Origin of the sequence: Arthrobacter sp. 35W (assembly GCF_000482545.1) — a bacterium.
Classification (GTDB): Bacteria; Actinomycetota; Actinomycetes; order Actinomycetales; family Micrococcaceae; genus Specibacter.
Genome location: NZ_KI519455.1, coordinates 418,996 through 436,551, shown reverse-complemented (window position 1 = coordinate 436,551; position 17,556 = coordinate 418,996). Strand labels below are relative to the sequence as shown.

Below are 17,556 nucleotides of genomic sequence, written 5' to 3'. Positions count from 1 at the left end.
CGTTTAAGCCAGCAGTGGGTGCGAGACCAGGGGGCGTGCAGCTGCCGCCATGACGCAATTCCCCGCCCAGGATGCGCCTATTAATGCGTCCTGGAGGGGGTTTGACGTCGCCCATCGGGGACGCGCCCGTCGCACCGGGATTCGACGTCGCCAGCCGGGTGGTCGGCTCAGCCGGCGCTTTCGCGGAGGACCACTTCGCCCGCCACGTGGACAGGGCCTTCGGCGGTTCCGGCGAGGGCGAGCTCTGCGGCGAGGTGGCCGATCTGCTCCAGCGGCAGCCGGTAGGTGGTCAGTGCGGGGGAGTGGTCGCGCAGGGTGGGGATGTCGTCAAAGCCGGCAATCTGCACGTCCTCGGGCACCCGCAGACCCAGACCCCGCATCGCCGTCATCGCGCCGAGGGCCATGACGTCGTTGGCGGCAAGCAGGCACAGCGGCGCCTCCCCGGCCCCAGGCGCCCCCTCCAGCAGCGCACGGCACTGGAGGGCGGCGTCGTACCCGCCCTCGCGGGTGAAGGGACCCTCGACGACGGCGAGGGGGGCCAGCTGCGCCGCTCCCAACGCACGGGCAAAGCCGGCGGCCCTTTGGCGCGCCGTGGTGAGCGTGCCGGGGCCGGCCAGGATGGCGAAACGCGTACTGCCGCGCGCGATGAGCGCGCTGGCCAGTTCGAAGGCCCCTGCTTCATTGGCAAGGTCCAGATGCTGCGCGCCCGGCACATCGGTGGCGCCCAAGGTCACCACGCGGCCGCCGCCGGCGATGTAGCCGGCCAGCAGGGCGGTCAGCGCCGGATCGGGCGTTTCACTGCGGGATCCGGCCAGAATGATCGCGTCCGTGCGGTAGGCGATGAACGCCGACACCGCATCGAGCTCGGCCTCCGGACCATGGTCGGAGCTGGCCAGCAGCACCTGGCGCCCCTTTTCCCCGGCGCTGTGCTGCACCCCGCGGGCAATGGTGGAGAAATAGGGGTCCGCGATGTCGTGGACCACCAGCCCCACCAGCCGGGTGGCGGCGCGCGCGAGGGCCTGGGCTTGGGCGTTGGCGACGTACCCCAGCTCCACCGCAGCGGCCTTGACGCGCTCGGCAATGCCGGCTGCGGGGGTGCGGTCCGAGCCGTTGAGCACGCGGGAGGCGGTGGCCAGGGATACTCCGGCGTGGCGGGCCACATCGCTGAGGGTGACGGCCACTGAGGGCTCCTTCGCTGACGGTAACGGCTGGGGGAATTGCTGGCGTGACGGGCGGGTGCTGCAGGGCCATTGCACCATTTTCAGAACATCTTCGCGAAATGGCATTGACGCGGCGGCTGGATCCAGTCTATCTTGGAAAGCGCTTTCCAATGTTTCACACAACCTCCAGGGAGACCCCATGACTGAGCAAACTTCGCCGCGGCCCACCGTGCTCCGCATCGCCATGAACGGCATCACCGGACGCATGGGCTACCGCCAGCACCTGCTGCGCTCCATCCTGCCGCTGCGCGATTCCGGCCTGGTTCTGGAGGACGGCACCAAGGTGGCCATCGAGCCGATCCTGGTTGGCCGCAATGAGGAGAAGGTCCGCGAGCTGGCCAAGCTGCACAACGTGGACGAGTGGACCACGGATCTGGACTCCGTCATCAATGACCCGTCCGTGGACGTCATCTTCGACGCCTCCATGACCAGCCTGCGCGCCGCCACCCTGAAGAAGGCCATGGCCGCCGGCAAGCACATCTACACCGAGAAGCCGACGGCGGAGACGCTGGAGGAGGCCATCGAGCTGGCCCGCATCGGCCGCGACGCCGGCGTCACCGCCGGCGTGGTGCACGACAAGCTGTACCTGCCGGGCCTGGTCAAGCTGCGCCGTCTGGTGGATGAGGGCTTCTTCGGCCGCATCCTCTCCATCCGCGGCGAATTCGGCTACTGGGTCTTCGAGGGCGACATCCAGCCGGCCCAGCGCCCGTCCTGGAACTACCGCAAGGAAGACGGCGGCGGCATGACCACCGACATGTTCTGCCACTGGAACTACGTGCTCGAAGGCATCATTGGCCAGGTCAAGAGCGTCAACGCCAAGACCGCCACCCACATCCCGGCCCGCTGGGACGAGGCAGGCAACGAGTACAAGGCCACCGCCGACGACGCCGCCTACGGCATCTTCGACCTGGAGACCCCGTCCGGCGACGCCGTCGTCGGCCAGATCAACTCCTCCTGGGCCGTGCGCGTGTACCGCGACGAGCTGGTGGAGTTCCAGGTGGACGGCACGCACGGCTCCGCCGTCGCCGGTCTGCGCAAATGCGTCTCCCAGCAGCGAGGCAACACCCCCAAGCCGGTCTGGAACCCGGACCTGCCCGTCACGGAGGCCTTCCGCGAGCAGTGGGCCGAGGTCCCCGCGAACGCCGACCTGGACAACGGCTTCAAGCTGCAGTGGGAGGAATTCCTGCGCGACGTCATCGCCGGCCGCGAGCACCGCTTTGGCCTGCTTTCCGCAGCCCGCGGCGTTCAGCTGGCCGAGCTGGGACTGCAGTCCTCCGCCGAGCGCCGCACCCTGGACATCCCGGAGATCGCGCTGTGACCACCCAGCTGCAAGAAGAGATAAAGGCAGAAGAGGGCACCGGACCCAGCATCCTGCTGCCGGTCGGCACCGGCACGTCCGGCGCTGTCGTGCTTGAGGAAATGCTGCTCGGAGAAACCGGTCCCTGGACCAAACCCGAGGCACTGATCACCTCCCGCAAGGTGTACGCCGCGGCCCATGTGGCCCCGAAGGTGCTGGGCAGCAATACGCCCGGCTCCCCGGCGGACATCGATTGGGATGCCACGCTGGCGTTCCGCCACGAGCTGTGGAGCTGGGGCGTGGGCATTGCCGATGCCATGGACACCGCCCAGCGCGGCATGGGCCTGGACTGGCCCGCCACGCAGGAGCTCATCCGCCGCAGCGCGGCAGAGGCCGCCGGCATTGCCACGGCCGAGCGCACGCTCCGCGACCTGCTGGCCTGCGGCGCCGGCACGGACCAGCTGGATCCGGCCACCGTTGAACCCGGTGCCGCCGGGCTGGACGCCGTCCTCGCCGCCTACCGTGAGCAGATCGCGGTGGTTCAGGAATCCGGTGCCAAGGTGATCCTGATGGCCTCCCGCGCCCTGGCCCGCGTGGCCACCGGCCCGGCGGACTACCTGCACGTGTACTCCACGCTGCTGGCCGAGGTCCGCGAACCCGTGGTGCTGCACTGGCTGGGCACCATGTTCGACCCGGCGCTTGCGGGCTACTGGGGGAGCGAGGACGTCGACGCCGCCACCGCGACGTTCCAGGAACTGATCTCCGCCCACGCGGACAAGGTGGATGGCGTGAAGGTGTCCCTGCTGGATGCCGCCCACGAGGTCCGCCTGCGCGCCGCGCTGCCGGCCGGCGTGCGCCTGTACACCGGGGACGACTTCAACTACCCGGAGCTGATCGACGGCGACGGCGAGCACCACTCGGATGCCCTGCTGGGCATCTTTGCGGCCATCGCACCCGCCGCCTCCACGGCGATGCAGGCCTACGACGCCGGGGATCCGGTGCGCGCCCGCGCCATCCTGGACTCCACCCGGGAGCTGGGGCTGCACATCTTCGAGGCGCCCACGTACTACTACAAGACGGGGATCGCCTTCCTGGCCTGGCTCAACGGCTTCCAGCCCGGCTTTGCCATGGTGGGCGGGCTGCACTCCGGACGGAGCGTGGCCCACCTGGTCCAGCTGTTCCGCCTGGCCGACGCCGCCGGGCTCCTGCTGGAGCCGGCGGTTGCCGCCGATAGGATGCGGACGTTCCTGGCCGGTGCCGGGATCGCCGGACCTTCCGAAATCGGGGCCGGGCTGTGAGCGCCGTGTTTGGGCGCCTGTCGCTGAATACGGCCACGATCAAGAAGGCCTCGCTGGCCGAGGCGCTGGAGCTGTGCCGGGCCGCCGGCCTGGGCCACATCGGCCTGTGGCGCGACAAGGTGGCCGAGGTTGGCCTGGAGCAGGCCGTGGAGATGGTCAAGGCCTCCGGGCTCTCCGTCTCCAGCCTGTGCCGCGGCGGCTTCCTGACGGCCGCGGATCCGGCCGGTGCTGCGGCCGCCCTGGCCGACAACCAGGCGGCCATCCTGGAAGCCAAGGCGCTCGGCACCACGGAGCTGATCATGGTGGTGGGCGGTCTGCCCGCCTTCAGTGTCGCCCCCGGTGCTGTCGACGGCGGAACGGCCACCGCCCCTGCCGCCGGTGGCAGGGACCTGCTGGCCGCCCGTGCCAATGTGGCGGCCCGGCTGGCCGAACTGGTGCCCTTCGCGCTGGAACACGGTGTGCGCCTGGTGATCGAACCGCTGCACCCGATGTACGCAGCGGACCGCGCCGTCGTCTCCACCCTGGGCCAGGCCCTGGATCTGGCCGCGCCCCACCCGGTGGAGGCCGTCGGCGTCGTCGTCGACACCTTCCACGTCTGGTGGGACCCGGCGTTGGAGGCCCAGATTGCCCGCGCCGGGCGGGAGGGGCGCATTGCCTCCTACCAGGTGTGCGATTTCAACCTGCCCATCGCCGCCGATGCCCTGCTGTCGCGCGGGTTCATGGGCGACGGCGTGATCGACTTTGCGCCGATCGGCGAGTGGGTGGCTGCGGCCGGCTACGACGGCGTGGTGGAGGTGGAGATCTTCAACCAGGAGATCTGGAACGCCCCGCCCGCCGACGTCGTTGAAACGGTCAAGGAGCGTTGGGCATCCCTGGTGGAGCCGTCGCTTAGTCTGGGGGCAGTGCCGGTCCCGTAGCGGACCCGGCACGGCATTCCACCACCGCGGCCACCCGCGGGGACGCACCGAACGTCCCCGCGGGTGGCCGCGTACACAATGGCCCGCACGGGGCCCAAGGAGGCACGATGGCACCGCTGAACATCGCTCTGGCGATGGGTCCGAGCGTGGCGGAACGGATGTTCCCCTCGGAGCGCCTGGCCGCCCTCGACCCGGAGCTGGTGCTGCTGTCGCCGCGGCCGCTGGCAGACTTCACATCCCCGGACGCCGCGGCAGTCCTTGCCCGCGTGGACGCCCTCGTGACGGGCTGGGGCTGCCCGCCGCTGACCGAGGAGGTGCTGGCGCTCGCGCCCAACCTCCGCTTTGTGCTGCATGCGGCCGGGTCGGTGAAGGGGCATGTGGGCGAGGCGGTGTTCAACCGCGGCATCAGGGTCTCCACGGCCGCGGACGCCAATGCGATCCCCGTGGCCGAGTACACGTTGGCCATGATCCTGCTGGCCAACAAAAAGGTTCTGCAGCTGGCCGCCACGCTGAAAAGCACCCGCAACAGGGTTCCCATGGAGTCGTTGTACCCGGCGATGGGCAACTACGGGCAGCGGATCGGCGTGGTGGGGGCCTCGCGGATAGGCCGGGCGTTGCTGGGGCTGCTGAAGCCCTTCGCCTTCGACGTGGTGGTCTTCGACCCGTACCTCTCCGACGCCGAGGCCGCCGAACTGGGCGTCACGGCGGTGGGGTTGGACGAGCTGCTGTCCACGTCCGACGTCGTCACCGTGCACGCACCGGAGATTCCGGCAACGCGGCACATGATCGACGAACGCGCACTGGGCCTCATCCGCCCCGGGGCGACCTTCATCAACACCTCCCGGGGCAGTCTGGTGGACCAGGACGCGCTGGTCCGCCGTATCCAGGGTGGCGATCTCTACGCCGTCCTGGACGTCACCACGCCGGAACTGCTGGATCCGGACCACCCCTTCTACGACCACCCGAACGTGCTGCTCACTCCGCACGCGGCCGGGTCGCTGGGCGTTGAACTCGCACGACTGGCGGACACGGCGCTGGCCGAGGCTGGCCGGGCCGCCCGCGGCGAAGAACTGCTGTACGCATTGGACCAGGACATTTTGGGAAGGACCGCCTGATGGCGAAATTGGCATTCTCTACGCTCGGCTGCCCGGGGGCCACGCTCGAGGACGTGGTCGAGCTGGCCGTCCGGCACGGTGCCACGGGTCTGGAACTGCGCTCGGGCGAGGGCCAGCTGGTGCACACCGGCCTGTCCACCGCCGAGCGCGCCGCACTGCGCGGGGCCCTTGCCGCCGCCGGGATCGAGGTGCTGGGCGTGGCCTCCTACGTCCGCATCGGCGCCCCGGACCAGGACGACGCCCAGGTGCTTGCGGCGCTAGAGGCCGAGCTGGAGCTGGCACGCGACCTGGGTGCCGGTGGCGTGCGGGTGTTCCCGGGTGCCGGCGCCCCCGCCGGTGGCATCGACGTCCGCATGCACCGCTCCGCCGCGGACAAGCGGATGCTGCGCCGGCTGGCCGCCGCAGTGCTCGCGCTCCGCGCCGGCTCAGGGACGGCCGGCGGTCCGGTGATTCTGCTGGAAACCCACGACTCCCACCCGCGCGGTGCGGACCTGGCCCGCGTCCTGACGGCCCTGGACGCCGTCGTGCCCGGCCACGGCGTGCGCGTCATCTGGGACATGGTGCACCCGGCCCGGGCGGGGGAGTCGCCGGAGCAGACGCTGGCGGCGCTAGACCCCTGGCTGGCCTACGCCCAGATCAAGGACGCCACGATGGCCGGCCACCCCGAGCTGGTGGGGGAGGGGGACATCCCCGTGGCGGAGATCGCAGCGCTGATGGAGGCCCGCGACGGCGCCGGCGGCTGGCTCTCCCTCGAATGGGAGAAGGCCTGGCACCCCGACATCCCCGACCTCGACACCGCCCTCGCGGCCCTGAACAACTGGTTCGCCAAGGTCTGATCTCCTGACGGCTGACGGCTGACGGCTGACGGCTGACGGCTGACGGCGGCGGCCGGGGACGCGCCACCCCGTTGCGGACGCGTCCACTACCGCGTCGTCGGAGGGGAACGACGTCGCCAACCGGGGACACGTCTGTCGCGCCTGGATTCGACGGGCCCAACCCCCAGATTCATGCCCCGGAATGTGACGCTGCGTGACCCTGCGTGACCTGGCGTTTCCCCGCCATTGAAGGCCAGAAGAGCATTCCCTACCGTGGAGGAATGACCACTCCCGCTCTGCACCCCCGGACCCCCCTGTCTGCCTCCGGGCAGCACCGCTCCGGCGGACGAATGCGGCGATGTTGCGCGGCCTAGCTACGCCCCCATCGCCATCATCCGCACAGTTTAGGAGCACCCCCCATGTCTGAAGAACCGCAGCACACCAATAAACCGGCCACCACACGCATCGTCGCCGGTGAGAAGCCCAAGGGCCGCCGCCGGGCACTGGAGATAGGCCTCGTCGCAGGCCTCGTTCTCCTCATTGGCGCCGGTGCCGCCGTCGCCTCCGTGACCCTGGGCAACCAGAACAAGCCCGCCGAACAGCCCGCCGTCGTGGCCTCCCCGGCCACCGAGCTCAAGCTCGGCTACTTCGGCAACGTCACCCACGCCCCCGCACTGGTGGGTCTGCAGAAGGGCCTGCTGCAGAAGGAGCTCGGCTCCACCAAGCTCAGCACGCAGGTCTTCAACGCCGGACCGGCCGCCATCGAGGCGCTCAATGCCGGTGCCATCGACGCCGCCTACCTGGGCCCGAACCCGGCCATCAACTCCTTCGTCAAGAGCAAGGGCGAGTCCATCCGGATCATCGCCGGCGCCGCCTCCGGTGGGGCCCAGCTCGTGGTCAACCCGGCCATCAAATCGGCCGCGGACCTCAAGGGCAAGGTGCTGGCCTCCCCGCAGCTGGGCGGCACACAGGACGTCGCACTGCGTTCCTGGCTGGCCGACCAGGGCCTGAAGACCACGCCCGACGGCGGCGGCGACGTCGCCATCAACCCGACCGAAAACGCCCAGACGCTGAAGTTGTTCCAGGACGGCAAGCTCGACGGCGCCTGGCTGCCGGAGCCCTGGGCCTCGCGGCTGGTGCTGCAGGCCGGCGCCAAGGTGCTGGTGGATGAGAAGGACCTCTGGGACAAGGGCCAGTTCACCACCACGATCCTGATCGTGAACGCCTCCTTCCTCAAGGAGCACCCGGACACCGTGAAGGCCCTGCTCCGCGGCCACGTGGCCTCCGTGCAGTGGATCAAGGACAACCCCGGCACCGCCGGCGATGTCATCAATGCCGGCCTCAAGGAAGCTGCGGGCGCTACGCTTCCGGCCGATGTCCTGGCCCGCTCGCTGTCGGCGCTGACGTTCACCGCCGATCCACTGGCCGCCACCTACCCGAAACTGCTGGAACACGGAGTCACCGCCGGCGTCACCAAGCAGGCGGACATCAACGGAATCTTTGATCTGGCCCCGCTGAACGCCGTCCTGAAGGACGCCGGTCAGCCTACCGCCTCGGCCGCAGGGCTGGGCACAGAGTGAGCACGACGGCGGCTTCCATAGCCGGGAGCGGCGCGGCAACAGCCGCCCGCAGCACAGAGGAGGACGGGATCGTGGCAGCAACACCTGAAGCAGCAGTGTCGGAAACGGCCGTGTCTGAAACGGCGGTGCCGCATGCAGCTGTGTCCACGGACCCGGCCCCCTCCCTGGCCGCGCCCCGGCGCGAAGCCGCCGTCGTCCTGGAAAACCTGGGCAAGCGCTTCGGTTCCGGCGCCCCCGTGCTGGAGGACGTCAACGCGACCATCGGGCAGGGCGAGTTCGTGGCCCTGCTGGGTGCCTCCGGCTGTGGGAAGTCCACGCTGCTGAACATCATCGCCGGGCTGGAAGAGCCCAGCAGCGGTGCGCTGGAGGTGCCGAGCGACGGTGCAGCGTTCATGTTCCAGGACTCGGCACTGTTCCCGTGGATCTCTGCCCGAGGCAATGTTGAGCTGGCATTGAAGCTGCGCGGCGTGGGCCGGGCCGAGCGCCGCACCCGCGCCATGGAGCTGCTGGAGCTGGTCCACCTGGCCGAGGCCGCGGACAAGCGCCCGCACGAACTCTCCGGCGGCATGCGCCAGCGCGTGTCGCTGGCACGGGCCCTGGCCCAGGACCGCCCGCTGCTGCTGATGGACGAGCCCTTTGCGGCCCTGGATGCCATCACCCGCGACCTGCTGCACGACGAGCTGGAGCGGATCTGGAAGGAAACCGGGCGCACCATCGTTTTTGTCACCCACAATGTGCGCGAGGCGGTGCGGCTGGGCCAGCGTGTGCTGCTGCTCTCCTCCCGCCCCGGCCGCGTCGTGGCCCAGTGGGAGGTCTCCGAGGAGCACCGCACCAATGCCGGCAAGGCCGGAGAGCTGACCGGCGCCATCACCACCCGCCTGCGCGAGGAGATCCGCCGTCATGCCTGAGACCGTCACAGCACCCGTCCTGAAACAGGGCTCCCCCGACGACTTCCGCCAGCTCGAGGCCGGGCTGGATTCGCTCCAATCCGAGACCACCGCCAAGCACGGTGTCGACTGGACCCGCGTCCTGCTGCCCCTGGCCGCCTTCCTGGTGATCCTGGTGGCCTGGCAGGTCTATGTCTCCCTCGGCTTCCGGCGCCGCGACATCGTGCCCGGACCGTTGGATGTGATCGGCTCGCTCAGCACGCTGTGGGGCGAGGGCAGCGTGCAGCAGGCCGTCTGGACCTCGCTGCAGCGCGGCTTGGTCGGCTTCCTGATCTCTGTGGCAGTGGCGACCCCACTGGGCCTGCTGCTGGCCCAGGTCAAACTGCTGCGCCGGGCGTTTGGGCCGCTCATCTCCGGCCTGCAGGTGCTGCCCTCGGTGGCCTGGGTTCCGGCCGCCATCCTCTGGTTTGGGCTCACCGACGGCACCGCCTACTTTGTGGTGCTGATGGGGGCCATCCCCTCGATGGTCAACGGCCTCATTGCCGGCGTGGACCAGATCCCACCGCAATACCGCCGCGTGGGCCAGGTCCTCGGCGCCTCGCGGCTGGAGATGGCGCTGCAGATCGTGCTGCCCGCGGCACTGCCGGGCTACGTGGCAGGGCTGAAGCAGGGCTGGGCCTTCTCCTGGCGCTCGCTCATGGCCGCGGAGATCATCACCGTCGGCGGAACCATGGGCTTTGGCCTGGGCTCGCTGCTGGACCAGGGCCGCACGCTGTCCGACATGAGCGTCGTGTTCTCGGCCATCCTGCTGATCCTCTTCGTGGGCATCATCGTGGAACTGCTGGTGTTCGCACCGATCGAAAAGCGCCTGCTCCGCGGCCGCGGACTGCTCTCCGGCAGCACCCGCTAGGCCCCTGGCTCCCAAGCGGAGCCGGGCGTTTTCCGGGCGCTTCCCCCGCGCTTTCACAGTGCTTTCGGGCGGTGGCAAATATGTCCCCGCGTGACGCCCCGTGAACGGGTGTTTCGGCACTATTGATCGCTTTGTTACGGCTTCTCTAAGGTCTACTCATGGCAAATGTGGATATTTACCCCGCCTCCCTGCGACTGCTCGGACGCTCCGTCCTGGTGGTCGGCGGCGGCGAGACTGCCGCGGGCCGGGCCAAGGGATTGCTCGACGCCGGCGCCCGCGTCACGGTGGTGGCGCCCGCCCTCTCCGATGCCCTGGCCGCGCTGCACGACGGCGGACTGCTCGCCTGGGAACAGCGCAGCTACACCTCCTCAGACGTCGACGGCATGTGGTTTGTGCACGCCGCGACAGGCATCCCCGACGTCGATGACGCCGTGGCCGCCGACGCCGAGGCCGCCCGGATCTGGTCCGTGAACGCCTCCGATGCCTCCTCGTCCTCGGCCTGGATGCCCGCTGTGGCCTCCGTCGACGACGTCAAGATTGCCGTCAACGCCGGCGGCGACTCCCGCCGGGCCCAGGCCCTGCGCAACGCCGTCGCCACCGCTCTGGAAAGCGGCAGCCTCCCGCTGCGCCGCCGCAAAGTTTCGGCTTCGCCCAGCCAGGGTTCCGTCGCCCTTGTCGGGGGCGGGCCGGGCGATGCCGGACTGATCACCGTCCGCGGCCGCCGCCTGCTGGCCGAGGCCGACGTCGTCGTCGCCGACCGCCTGGGCCCGCGCTCCCTGCTCTCCGGGCTCGACGCCGATGTGCGCATCATCGAGGTCGGCAAGACCCCCGGCCACCACCCCGTGCCGCAGGAGGAGATCAACGCGATCCTCGTCCGCGAGGCCCAGGCCGGCAACCGTGTGGTCCGGCTCAAGGGCGGGGACCCGTACATTCTGGGCCGCGGCGGCGAGGAAGCCATCCACTGCCGCGAGAACGGCGTCGACGTCGAGGTGGTGCCGGGCGTGACCAGTGCCGTCTCGGTGCCCGCCGCCGCAGGCATCCCGCTGACCCACCGTGGTCTGGCCAAGGCCTTCACCCTGATCAGCGGCCACGAGGACCTGGACCAGGTCCCCGCCGGCAGCGACCACACCGTCGTCATCCTGATGGGCATCGGCACGCTGAACCAGTCGGTCAAGACGCTCTCCGCCGCCGGCCGTGGGGCCGACTGCCCCGTGGCCATCATCGAGAACGGCTACGCCCCCAACCAGCGCGTCACCATTGGCACGCTGGGCACCATCGCCGCACAGGCGGCCGCCGTCCGCGTGGCCAACCCGGCCGTCGTCGTCGTCGGCGACGTGGTGCGGGTCAGCCCGCTGGCCCCGCCCGAGCTCGCCACCGCCAACTACGGCACCCAACCCAAGACCCTCACCCACCCCTGACCCCTGCCCCAACTAGGTGACAGTTATCGCACGTTCTGACCCCCGGAATGCGACACAACTGTCACTCAGTTGGGAACCACCCACAGAAATGAGCACAGCCGTGTCACCGAAGACCTCCTCCGTTGAAATTGGCACCGAGGACCGCCCGCTGCGCGTGGCGGTCATCGGGTCCGGACCGGCCGGCGTCTATGCCGCCGACATCCTGACCAAGAGCCAGGAGGTCAGCGATGGCCTCAAGGTCAGCATCGACCTCTTCGACCGCTACCCGGCCCCGTACGGCCTGATCCGCTATGGCGTGGCTCCGGACCACCCGCGCATCAAGGGCATCGTGAACGCCCTGCACAAGGTGCTGGACCGCGGCGACATCCGCTTCTTCGGCAACGTGGACTACGGAACGGATCTGTCCCTGGCGGATCTGCAGGAGCACTACGACGCCGTCATCTTCGCCACCGGTGCGATCAAGGATGCGGATCTGAACATCCCCGGCATCGAGCTGGACGGTTCCTACGGCGGGGCCGACTTCGTCTCCTGGTACGACGGACACCCGGATGTGCCCCGCGAGTGGCCGCTGGAGGCCAAGGAGATTGCGGTGCTGGGCAACGGCAACGTGGCCCTGGATGTGGCCCGGGTGCTTTCCAAGCACGCCGACGACCTGCTGGTGACAGAGATTCCCGAGAACGTCTACGCGGGTCTGAAGAAGTCCCCGGTGACCGATGTGCACGTGTTTGGCCGCCGCGGCCCGGCGCAGGTGAAGTTCACCCCGCTGGAACTGCGCGAACTGAGCCACTCCAAGGATGTCGACATCGTCCTGTACCCGGAGGACTTCGAGTTCGACGAGGCCTCCGATGAGGCGATCCGGACCAACAACCAGGTCAAGACGATGGTGAACACGCTGACCAACTGGCTGGTCGAGCAGGAGGACAAGCCGCTGACCGCTTCCCGCCGCCTGCACCTGCACTTCCTGCACAACCCGGTGGAGGTCACCGGCGCCGATGGCCGCGTCACGGGCATCACGTTTGAGCGCACGGAGCTGAACGGCACGGGCAACGCCCGCGGCACCGGCGAGCTAGTGGACTACCCGGTCCAGGCCGTCTACCGTTCCATCGGCTACTTCGGCTCCGCCCTGGACGACGTCGAGTTCGACCACCAGCGCGGCGTCGTGGTGAACGACGGCGGCCGGGTGCTGGACGCCGCCGGCACCCACGTGCCGGGTGTGTACTCCACGGGCTGGATCAAGCGCGGACCAGTCGGCCTGATCGGCCACACCAAGGGCGACGCCCTGGAGACCATCACCCACCTGCTCACGGACCGCACGGGGCTGCCCGCCGCGGCCCGCCCCGAGGCCGCGGCCATCGTGGAGCTGCTGGATTCCCGCGGCGTGGAGCACACCAGCTGGGAGGGCTGGATCGAGCTCGATGCGCACGAGAAGGCGCTCGGCGAGGCCTGGACCGCAGAGAACGACGGCGGGCCGGTGCGCGAGCGCGTGAAGGTGGTGCCCCGCGCCGAGATGGTCGACGTCTCCCGCGGCGCTGCCGCCGTCGTCTAGGTTCCACCCACAAGACGCCATCGGCCGGTCCCTGCACGGGACCGGCCGCAATCGCGCCTCTTCGTAAGAATCCGCCCCGGTGATCCGGCGCGATTGTTATGAGGGGGCGCGATTTTCGCGTGGCGGCACGCCCCCAGAGGCTGCCCAGCCGTGGTCCTACCCTGCGTGTACGTGGGCGGCCAGGCCGTTGATGATCAGGTCCAGGCCAAAGGTGAAGGCGTCGTCGGCGCGTCCCGGGTGGCCCAGGCCGGCGTCGAGGGCGTCGCGCAGGGCGTCGGAGGCCAGCTCGCCCGGATCCCAGACATTGTCCGGCGCCGCCACGTCCAGGGCCGAGCCCAGCACGTAGCTGTCCAGCACGGTGATGGCCTCCAGCACGCGCCGCGGCGCGAAGCCGGCGGAGGTGAAGAGCTCGGCCAGCACGTTGTACATCCCAATGGTGGTGGCGTCGCGGACGGCATGCGCCGTCAGCAGCGGGATGAGCCGCGGGTGGCGGGCATAGGAATCCCGGTATTTCACGGCGATGTCCCGCACCGCGTCCACCCAGTCCATGCCGGGGGAGGGCAGCGCAATGGCTGCCACCGCCGCCCCGCGCATGAGCTCGATGATGTCGTCCTTGCCGGAGACGTGGTTGTAGAGCGAGGAGGGGCTCACCTTCAGCCGCTTGGCCAGCTCCGGGATGGTGAATTCGCCGCGCTGGTCCACCATCTCCAGGGCGGCCTCGGTGATGAGGGCGGGGGAGAGCTTAGGGCTGAGCGGGCGGGCCATGCGGATCCTCCATCGACGGGTTCTTCGATAATAACGAACTTAATTCGTTTTACCCCTTGCGCCACTGCGAGCCGTGACTTCATAATAAACGAACGCCATTCGTTTTATGTGACTGCCATCTCACAGGAGAAGCCATGATTGAACTGACCAACTTCGCCCCGCCCCGTTCCTGGGCCCGGGTGGACGACGCCGGCCGGGCCCCGCTGCGGGTGGGCGTCGTCCAGCACCGCTGGCAGCCCGACGCCGCTGCCGTTGCCGCCGAGCTGCGCGAGGGCATTGCCCGCGCCGCAGGCCTGGGCGCCACGGTGGTCTTCCTGCCGGAGCTCACGCTCTCCCGCTACCCGGCCGATGTGCTGCCCACGGGGACCCCCAATGTCATTGCCGAGGATCTGCTCACCGGCCCCACCTTCACCTTTGCCGCCGCGGCCGCCCGCGACTTCAATGTCACGGTGCATGCCTCCCTCTACCAGCGCGCCGACGGCCCCCAGGGTGATGACGGCCTGGGCCTGAACACCGCCATTCTGGTGTCCCCGGAGGGTGAGCTGCTGGCCCGCACGCACAAGCTGCACATCCCGCGGACCGACGGCTACTACGAGGACAAATTCTTCCGCGAGGGCCCCGCCGCCGCGGATGCCTACGAGGTCCACGCCCCCGCAGAGCTGGACGGCGCCCGGCTGGGCATGCCCACCTGCTGGGACGAGTGGTTCCCGGAGGTCGCCCGGCTCTACTCCCTGGGCGGTGCCGAGCTGCTGGTCTACCCCACGGCCATCGGCTCCGAGCCCTCCTTCCCGGACTTCGACACGCAGCCGCTGTGGCAGCAGGTGATTGTCGGCAACGGCATCGCCAATGGCCTGTTCATGGTGGTGCCCAACCGCACCGGCAGCGAGGGCACTGTCACCTTCTACGGCTCCTCGTTCATCTCCGATCCCTATGGCCGCATCCTGGTGCAGGCGCCGCGGGATGAATCCGCCGTGCTGGTGGCGGACCTGGATCTGGCCCAGCGGGCGGATTGGCTCGAGCTCTTCCCCTTCCTGGCCACCCGCCGCCCCGACACCTACGCCCGGCTGCTGGACCCCGTCCGTCCCGAGGCGCCCTTCGGCGGCGAACCGGTCCCTGCCGGCGCCCCCGCCGCAGAAAGCCAGGTGCGCTGATGGGCTGGACCATGCCCGCGGAGACGGCCCCGCAGGAGCGCATCTGGATGGCCTTCCCCTCGGGCAGCTACACGCTCGGCGACACCGCGGAGGAGGCCGACGCCGCCCGCCGCACCTGGGCCGCCGTGGCCAATGCCGCCGTCGACTTTGAACCCGTCACGATGGTGGTGGCCCCGGGGCATGAGGACATTGCGCGGAGCTTCCTGGATCCGCGGGTCGAGCTGCGCACCGCGGAACTGGACGATGCCTGGATGCGGGACATCGGCCCCACCTTTGTGGTGAACGACGACGGCGCCGGCGCCGAAGGTGCTGGCCGGAGGCTCGGGGCCGTGGACTGGGTCTTCAACGGTTGGGGCGCCCAGGACTGGGCCAGCTGGGGGCACGATGAGAAGATCGGCGCCACGGTCGGGACCTGGTCCGGTGCCGACGTCGTCCGCTCACCGCTGGTGAACGAGGGCGGCGGCATCCACGTCGACGGCGAGGGGACGGTGCTGGTGACCGAAACCGTGCAGCTGGACCCGGACCGCAACCCCGGCGCCACCAAGGCCGATGTGGAGGCCGAGCTGGCCCGGACCATTGGCGCCACCAAGGTCATCTGGCTGCCGCGAGGACTGACCCGGGACGCCCAGCGCTTCGGCACCCGCGGACATGTGGACATCGTGGCGGCCATCCCCAGCCCGGGGACGCTGCTGGTGCACAGCCAGCAGAACCCCGCCCACCCGGACTACTCCATCAGTGCCGAGCTGATCGCGTACCTGCGCACCACCACCGATGCCGCCGGACGCCAGTGGCGGATCATCGAGGTCCCCGCGCCGGAAACACTCTGGGACGACGAGGGTCCGGTGGACTACAGCTACATCAACCACCTGGTCCTCAATGGCGGCGTCCTGGCCTGCTCCTTCGACGACCCGATGGATTCCAAGGCCGCCGCCATCCTGGCCGAGGCCTACCCCGGCCGCCGGGTGGTGGGCATCGACGCCCGCGAACTCTTCGCCCGCGGCGGCGGCATCCACTGCATCACCCAACAGCAACCCCGGATCCCCTGAGAAAGGCTCAACGATGAGTCAGACACGCACCCTCAAGACTGCACGTTCGACGGCGACGACGACGGCGGGGCCGGGTTCCGGAGCCGACGGCGCCAAGGCACCGGGCAAGGGGCTGGCCGCCGGCCAGCTGGGGCTTCTCGCCGTCATCGTGATCGGCATTTCCACCATCGCCCCGGCCTACGTCCTGACCAGCACCATCGGCCCCACGGTGGCGGCGGTGGGTACGCACCTGCCGGCCATCTTCATCGTGGGGTTCATCCCGATGTTCCTGGTGGCCCTGGGCTACCGGGAGTTGAATGCGGATTCCCCGGACAGCGGCACCACCTTCACCTGGGTCACCAAGGCGTTCGGCCCGTTTGTCGGCTGGATGGGCGGCTGGGGGCTGCTGGCGGCCAACATCATCGTGCTGTCCAACCTGGCCGGGGTGGCCGTGGACTTCTTCTACCTCTTCCTGTCCCAGCTGACGGGGCAGGAGTGGATTGCCGCCCTGGCCGCGGACAAGGTCATCAATGTGGCCACCTGCCTGGTGTTTGTCGCCATCGCCGTGTGGGTCTCCTGCCGCGGGGTCAAAACCACCAAGTCCGTCCAGTACGCCCTGGTGGGCTTCCAGATCCTGGTGCTGGCGTGGTTCGTCGTGGGGGCCTTCGCCAAGGTGGCCTCCGGGCAGGCAGCCACCGGCCTGGCCTTCGACTGGGCCTGGTTCAATCCGCTGGACATCGGCAGCTTCTCCGCCTTCGCCGCCGGATTGTCGCTGTCCATCTTTTCCTTCTGGGGCTGGGACCTGTGCCTGACCATGAGCGAGGAGACCACCAACTCAAAGAAGACCTCCGGACGGGCCGCCACCCTCGTGGCCGTGGCCATCCTGGTGGTGTACCTGCTGGGCTCCATCGCGCTGCTGATGTTCGCCGGCGTGGGGGACACCGGCGTCGGACTGACCAACCCGGACATTGCCGAAAACGTCTTCACGGCCATCGCCTCCCCGGTGATGGGTCCGTTCGCCATCCTGTTGTCCCTGGCCGTGCTGTCCAGCTGCGGGGCCTCGCTGCAGTCCACCTTCGTCTCCCCGGCCCGCGGGCTGCTGGCGATGGGCTACTACAAGGCGCTGCCGGCGTCCTTCGCCAGGGTCAACCCGCACTTGAAGTCCCCGGTGTTCGCCACGGTTGTGGCGGGGGTTGTCTCCGCCGGCTTCTACGCGCTGATGCGTTTTGCCAGCGACAACGTCCTCAACGACACCATCCAGGCCCTGGGGCTGATGATCTGCTTCTACTACGGGCTGACGGCGCTGGCCTGCGTCTGGTACTTCCGCCACAGCTGGTTCACCAGTGCCCGGAACGTCTTCTTCCGGCTGCTGTTCCCGCTGCTGGGCGGAGTGGGCCTGGCCGTGGTGTTCCTGCAGACCGCCGTGGACAGCTGGGACCCGGCCTTCGGCAGCGGCTCGGAGGTGTTCGGCGTCGGGCTGGTGTTCGTGATCGGCGTGGGCATCATCGCCCTGGGCCTGGTGGTGATGGCCCTGGTCTACCGGCGGATGCCCGGCTTCTTCCGCGGCGAAACCCTGCGCCAGGACACCCCCGCCCTGGTGGTGGAGGAGTAA

15 protein-coding genes are annotated in these 17,556 nt (G+C 69.5%); 13 read left to right on the top strand and 2 right to left on the bottom strand.

Going from position 1 to position 17,556, the window contains the following annotated elements:
* Positions 1-167: 167 nt before the first annotated feature.
* Positions 168-1,181, bottom strand: a complete 1,014-nt coding sequence (locus K254_RS0114140; RefSeq protein ID WP_026555918.1) for a LacI family DNA-binding transcriptional regulator — start codon at positions 1,179-1,181, stop codon at positions 168-170.
* Between the two features lie 178 nt (positions 1,182-1,359).
* Between K254_RS0114140 and K254_RS0114135 the strand changes: the two genes are divergently transcribed.
* From K254_RS0114135 to K254_RS0114090, 10 genes are all read left to right on the top strand, one after another.
* Positions 1,360-2,538 carry a Gfo/Idh/MocA family protein gene (locus K254_RS0114135; protein ID WP_026555917.1) on the top strand — a complete coding sequence of 393 codons (1,179 nt, stop codon included), beginning with the start codon at positions 1,360-1,362 and terminating at the stop codon, positions 2,536-2,538.
* 101 nt (positions 2,539-2,639) lie between these two features.
* Positions 2,640-3,815 carry a dihydrodipicolinate synthase family protein gene (locus K254_RS0114130; RefSeq protein WP_051389475.1) on the top strand — a complete coding sequence of 392 codons (1,176 nt, stop codon included), beginning with the start codon at positions 2,640-2,642 and terminating at the stop codon, positions 3,813-3,815.
* Entirely contained in the window at positions 3,812-4,732 is a 921-nt protein-coding gene (locus K254_RS0114125) for a sugar phosphate isomerase/epimerase family protein (RefSeq protein WP_026555915.1), read from the top strand. Before K254_RS0114130 ends, K254_RS0114125 begins: the two co-directional genes overlap by 4 nt.
* Before the next feature lie 107 nt (positions 4,733-4,839).
* Positions 4,840-5,847, top strand: a complete 1,008-nt coding sequence (locus K254_RS0114120; RefSeq protein WP_026555914.1) for a hydroxyacid dehydrogenase — start codon at positions 4,840-4,842, stop codon at positions 5,845-5,847.
* Positions 5,847-6,683, top strand: a complete 837-nt coding sequence (locus tag K254_RS23325; protein WP_035750211.1) for a sugar phosphate isomerase/epimerase family protein — start codon at positions 5,847-5,849, stop codon at positions 6,681-6,683. Before K254_RS0114120 ends, K254_RS23325 begins: the two co-directional genes overlap by 1 nt.
* Positions 6,684-7,081: 398 nt before the next feature.
* Entirely contained in the window at positions 7,082-8,242 is a 1,161-nt protein-coding gene (locus K254_RS0114110; protein WP_026555913.1) for an ABC transporter substrate-binding protein, read from the top strand.
* Between the two features lie 164 nt (positions 8,243-8,406).
* Entirely contained in the window at positions 8,407-9,150 is a 744-nt protein-coding gene (locus K254_RS0114105) for an ABC transporter ATP-binding protein (protein ID WP_026555912.1), read from the top strand.
* On the top strand, positions 9,143-10,039 hold the full coding sequence (locus K254_RS0114100) for an ABC transporter permease (RefSeq protein ID WP_026555911.1): 897 nt from the start codon (positions 9,143-9,145) through the stop codon (positions 10,037-10,039). Before K254_RS0114105 ends, K254_RS0114100 begins: the two co-directional genes overlap by 8 nt.
* Before the next feature lie 158 nt (positions 10,040-10,197).
* Positions 10,198-11,457, top strand: coding sequence for a uroporphyrinogen-III C-methyltransferase (gene cobA, locus K254_RS0114095; protein ID WP_026555910.1), 1,260 nt, complete (start codon positions 10,198-10,200; stop codon positions 11,455-11,457).
* An 88-nt stretch (positions 11,458-11,545) separates the two neighbouring features.
* Positions 11,546-13,003, top strand: a complete 1,458-nt coding sequence (locus tag K254_RS0114090) for an FAD-dependent oxidoreductase (RefSeq protein WP_035750209.1) — start codon at positions 11,546-11,548, stop codon at positions 13,001-13,003.
* A 156-nt stretch (positions 13,004-13,159) separates the two neighbouring features.
* On the opposite strand, the gene K254_RS0114085 is transcribed toward K254_RS0114090, so the two are convergent.
* Positions 13,160-13,768 (bottom strand): TetR/AcrR family transcriptional regulator C-terminal domain-containing protein, encoded by a 609-nt coding sequence (locus tag K254_RS0114085; protein WP_026555908.1) that lies wholly within the window; start codon positions 13,766-13,768, stop codon positions 13,160-13,162.
* Between the two features lie 134 nt (positions 13,769-13,902).
* Between K254_RS0114085 and K254_RS0114080 the strand changes: the two genes are divergently transcribed.
* Genes K254_RS0114080 through K254_RS0114070 form a run of 3 tightly spaced genes read left to right on the top strand, consistent with a single transcriptional unit; the run spans position 13,903 to position 17,556 of the window.
* Positions 13,903-14,919, top strand: a complete 1,017-nt coding sequence (locus K254_RS0114080; protein ID WP_026555907.1) for a nitrilase-related carbon-nitrogen hydrolase — start codon at positions 13,903-13,905, stop codon at positions 14,917-14,919.
* Positions 14,919-15,965 carry an agmatine deiminase family protein gene (locus K254_RS0114075; RefSeq protein WP_026555906.1) on the top strand — a complete coding sequence of 349 codons (1,047 nt, stop codon included), beginning with the start codon at positions 14,919-14,921 and terminating at the stop codon, positions 15,963-15,965. The genes K254_RS0114080 and K254_RS0114075 overlap by 1 nt, the downstream gene beginning before the upstream one ends.
* A gap of 13 nt (positions 15,966-15,978) precedes the next feature.
* On the top strand, positions 15,979-17,556 hold the full coding sequence (locus tag K254_RS0114070) for an APC family permease (protein ID WP_026555905.1): 1,578 nt from the start codon (positions 15,979-15,981) through the stop codon (positions 17,554-17,556).

Coding starts and splice junctions, on each gene's coding strand:
- K254_RS0114135 (WP_026555917.1), top strand. CDS start 1,360: ATGACTGAGCAAACTTCGCCGCGGCCCACCGTGCTCCGCATCGCCATG.
- K254_RS0114130 (WP_051389475.1), top strand. CDS start 2,640: ATGCTGCTCGGAGAAACCGGTCCCTGGACCAAACCCGAGGCACTGATC.
- K254_RS0114120 (WP_026555914.1), top strand. CDS start 4,840: ATGGCACCGCTGAACATCGCTCTGGCGATGGGTCCGAGCGTGGCGGAA.
- K254_RS23325 (WP_035750211.1), top strand. CDS start 5,847: ATGGCGAAATTGGCATTCTCTACGCTCGGCTGCCCGGGGGCCACGCTC.
- K254_RS0114110 (WP_026555913.1), top strand. CDS start 7,082: ATGTCTGAAGAACCGCAGCACACCAATAAACCGGCCACCACACGCATC.
- K254_RS0114100 (WP_026555911.1), top strand. CDS start 9,143: ATGCCTGAGACCGTCACAGCACCCGTCCTGAAACAGGGCTCCCCCGAC.
- cobA (WP_026555910.1), top strand. CDS start 10,198: ATGGCAAATGTGGATATTTACCCCGCCTCCCTGCGACTGCTCGGACGC.
- K254_RS0114090 (WP_035750209.1), top strand. CDS start 11,546: ATGAGCACAGCCGTGTCACCGAAGACCTCCTCCGTTGAAATTGGCACC.
- K254_RS0114085 (WP_026555908.1), bottom strand. CDS start 13,768: ATGGCCCGCCCGCTCAGCCCTAAGCTCTCCCCCGCCCTCATCACCGAG.
- K254_RS0114080 (WP_026555907.1), top strand. CDS start 13,903: ATGATTGAACTGACCAACTTCGCCCCGCCCCGTTCCTGGGCCCGGGTG.
- K254_RS0114075 (WP_026555906.1), top strand. CDS start 14,919: ATGGGCTGGACCATGCCCGCGGAGACGGCCCCGCAGGAGCGCATCTGG.
- K254_RS0114070 (WP_026555905.1), top strand. CDS start 15,979: ATGAGTCAGACACGCACCCTCAAGACTGCACGTTCGACGGCGACGACG.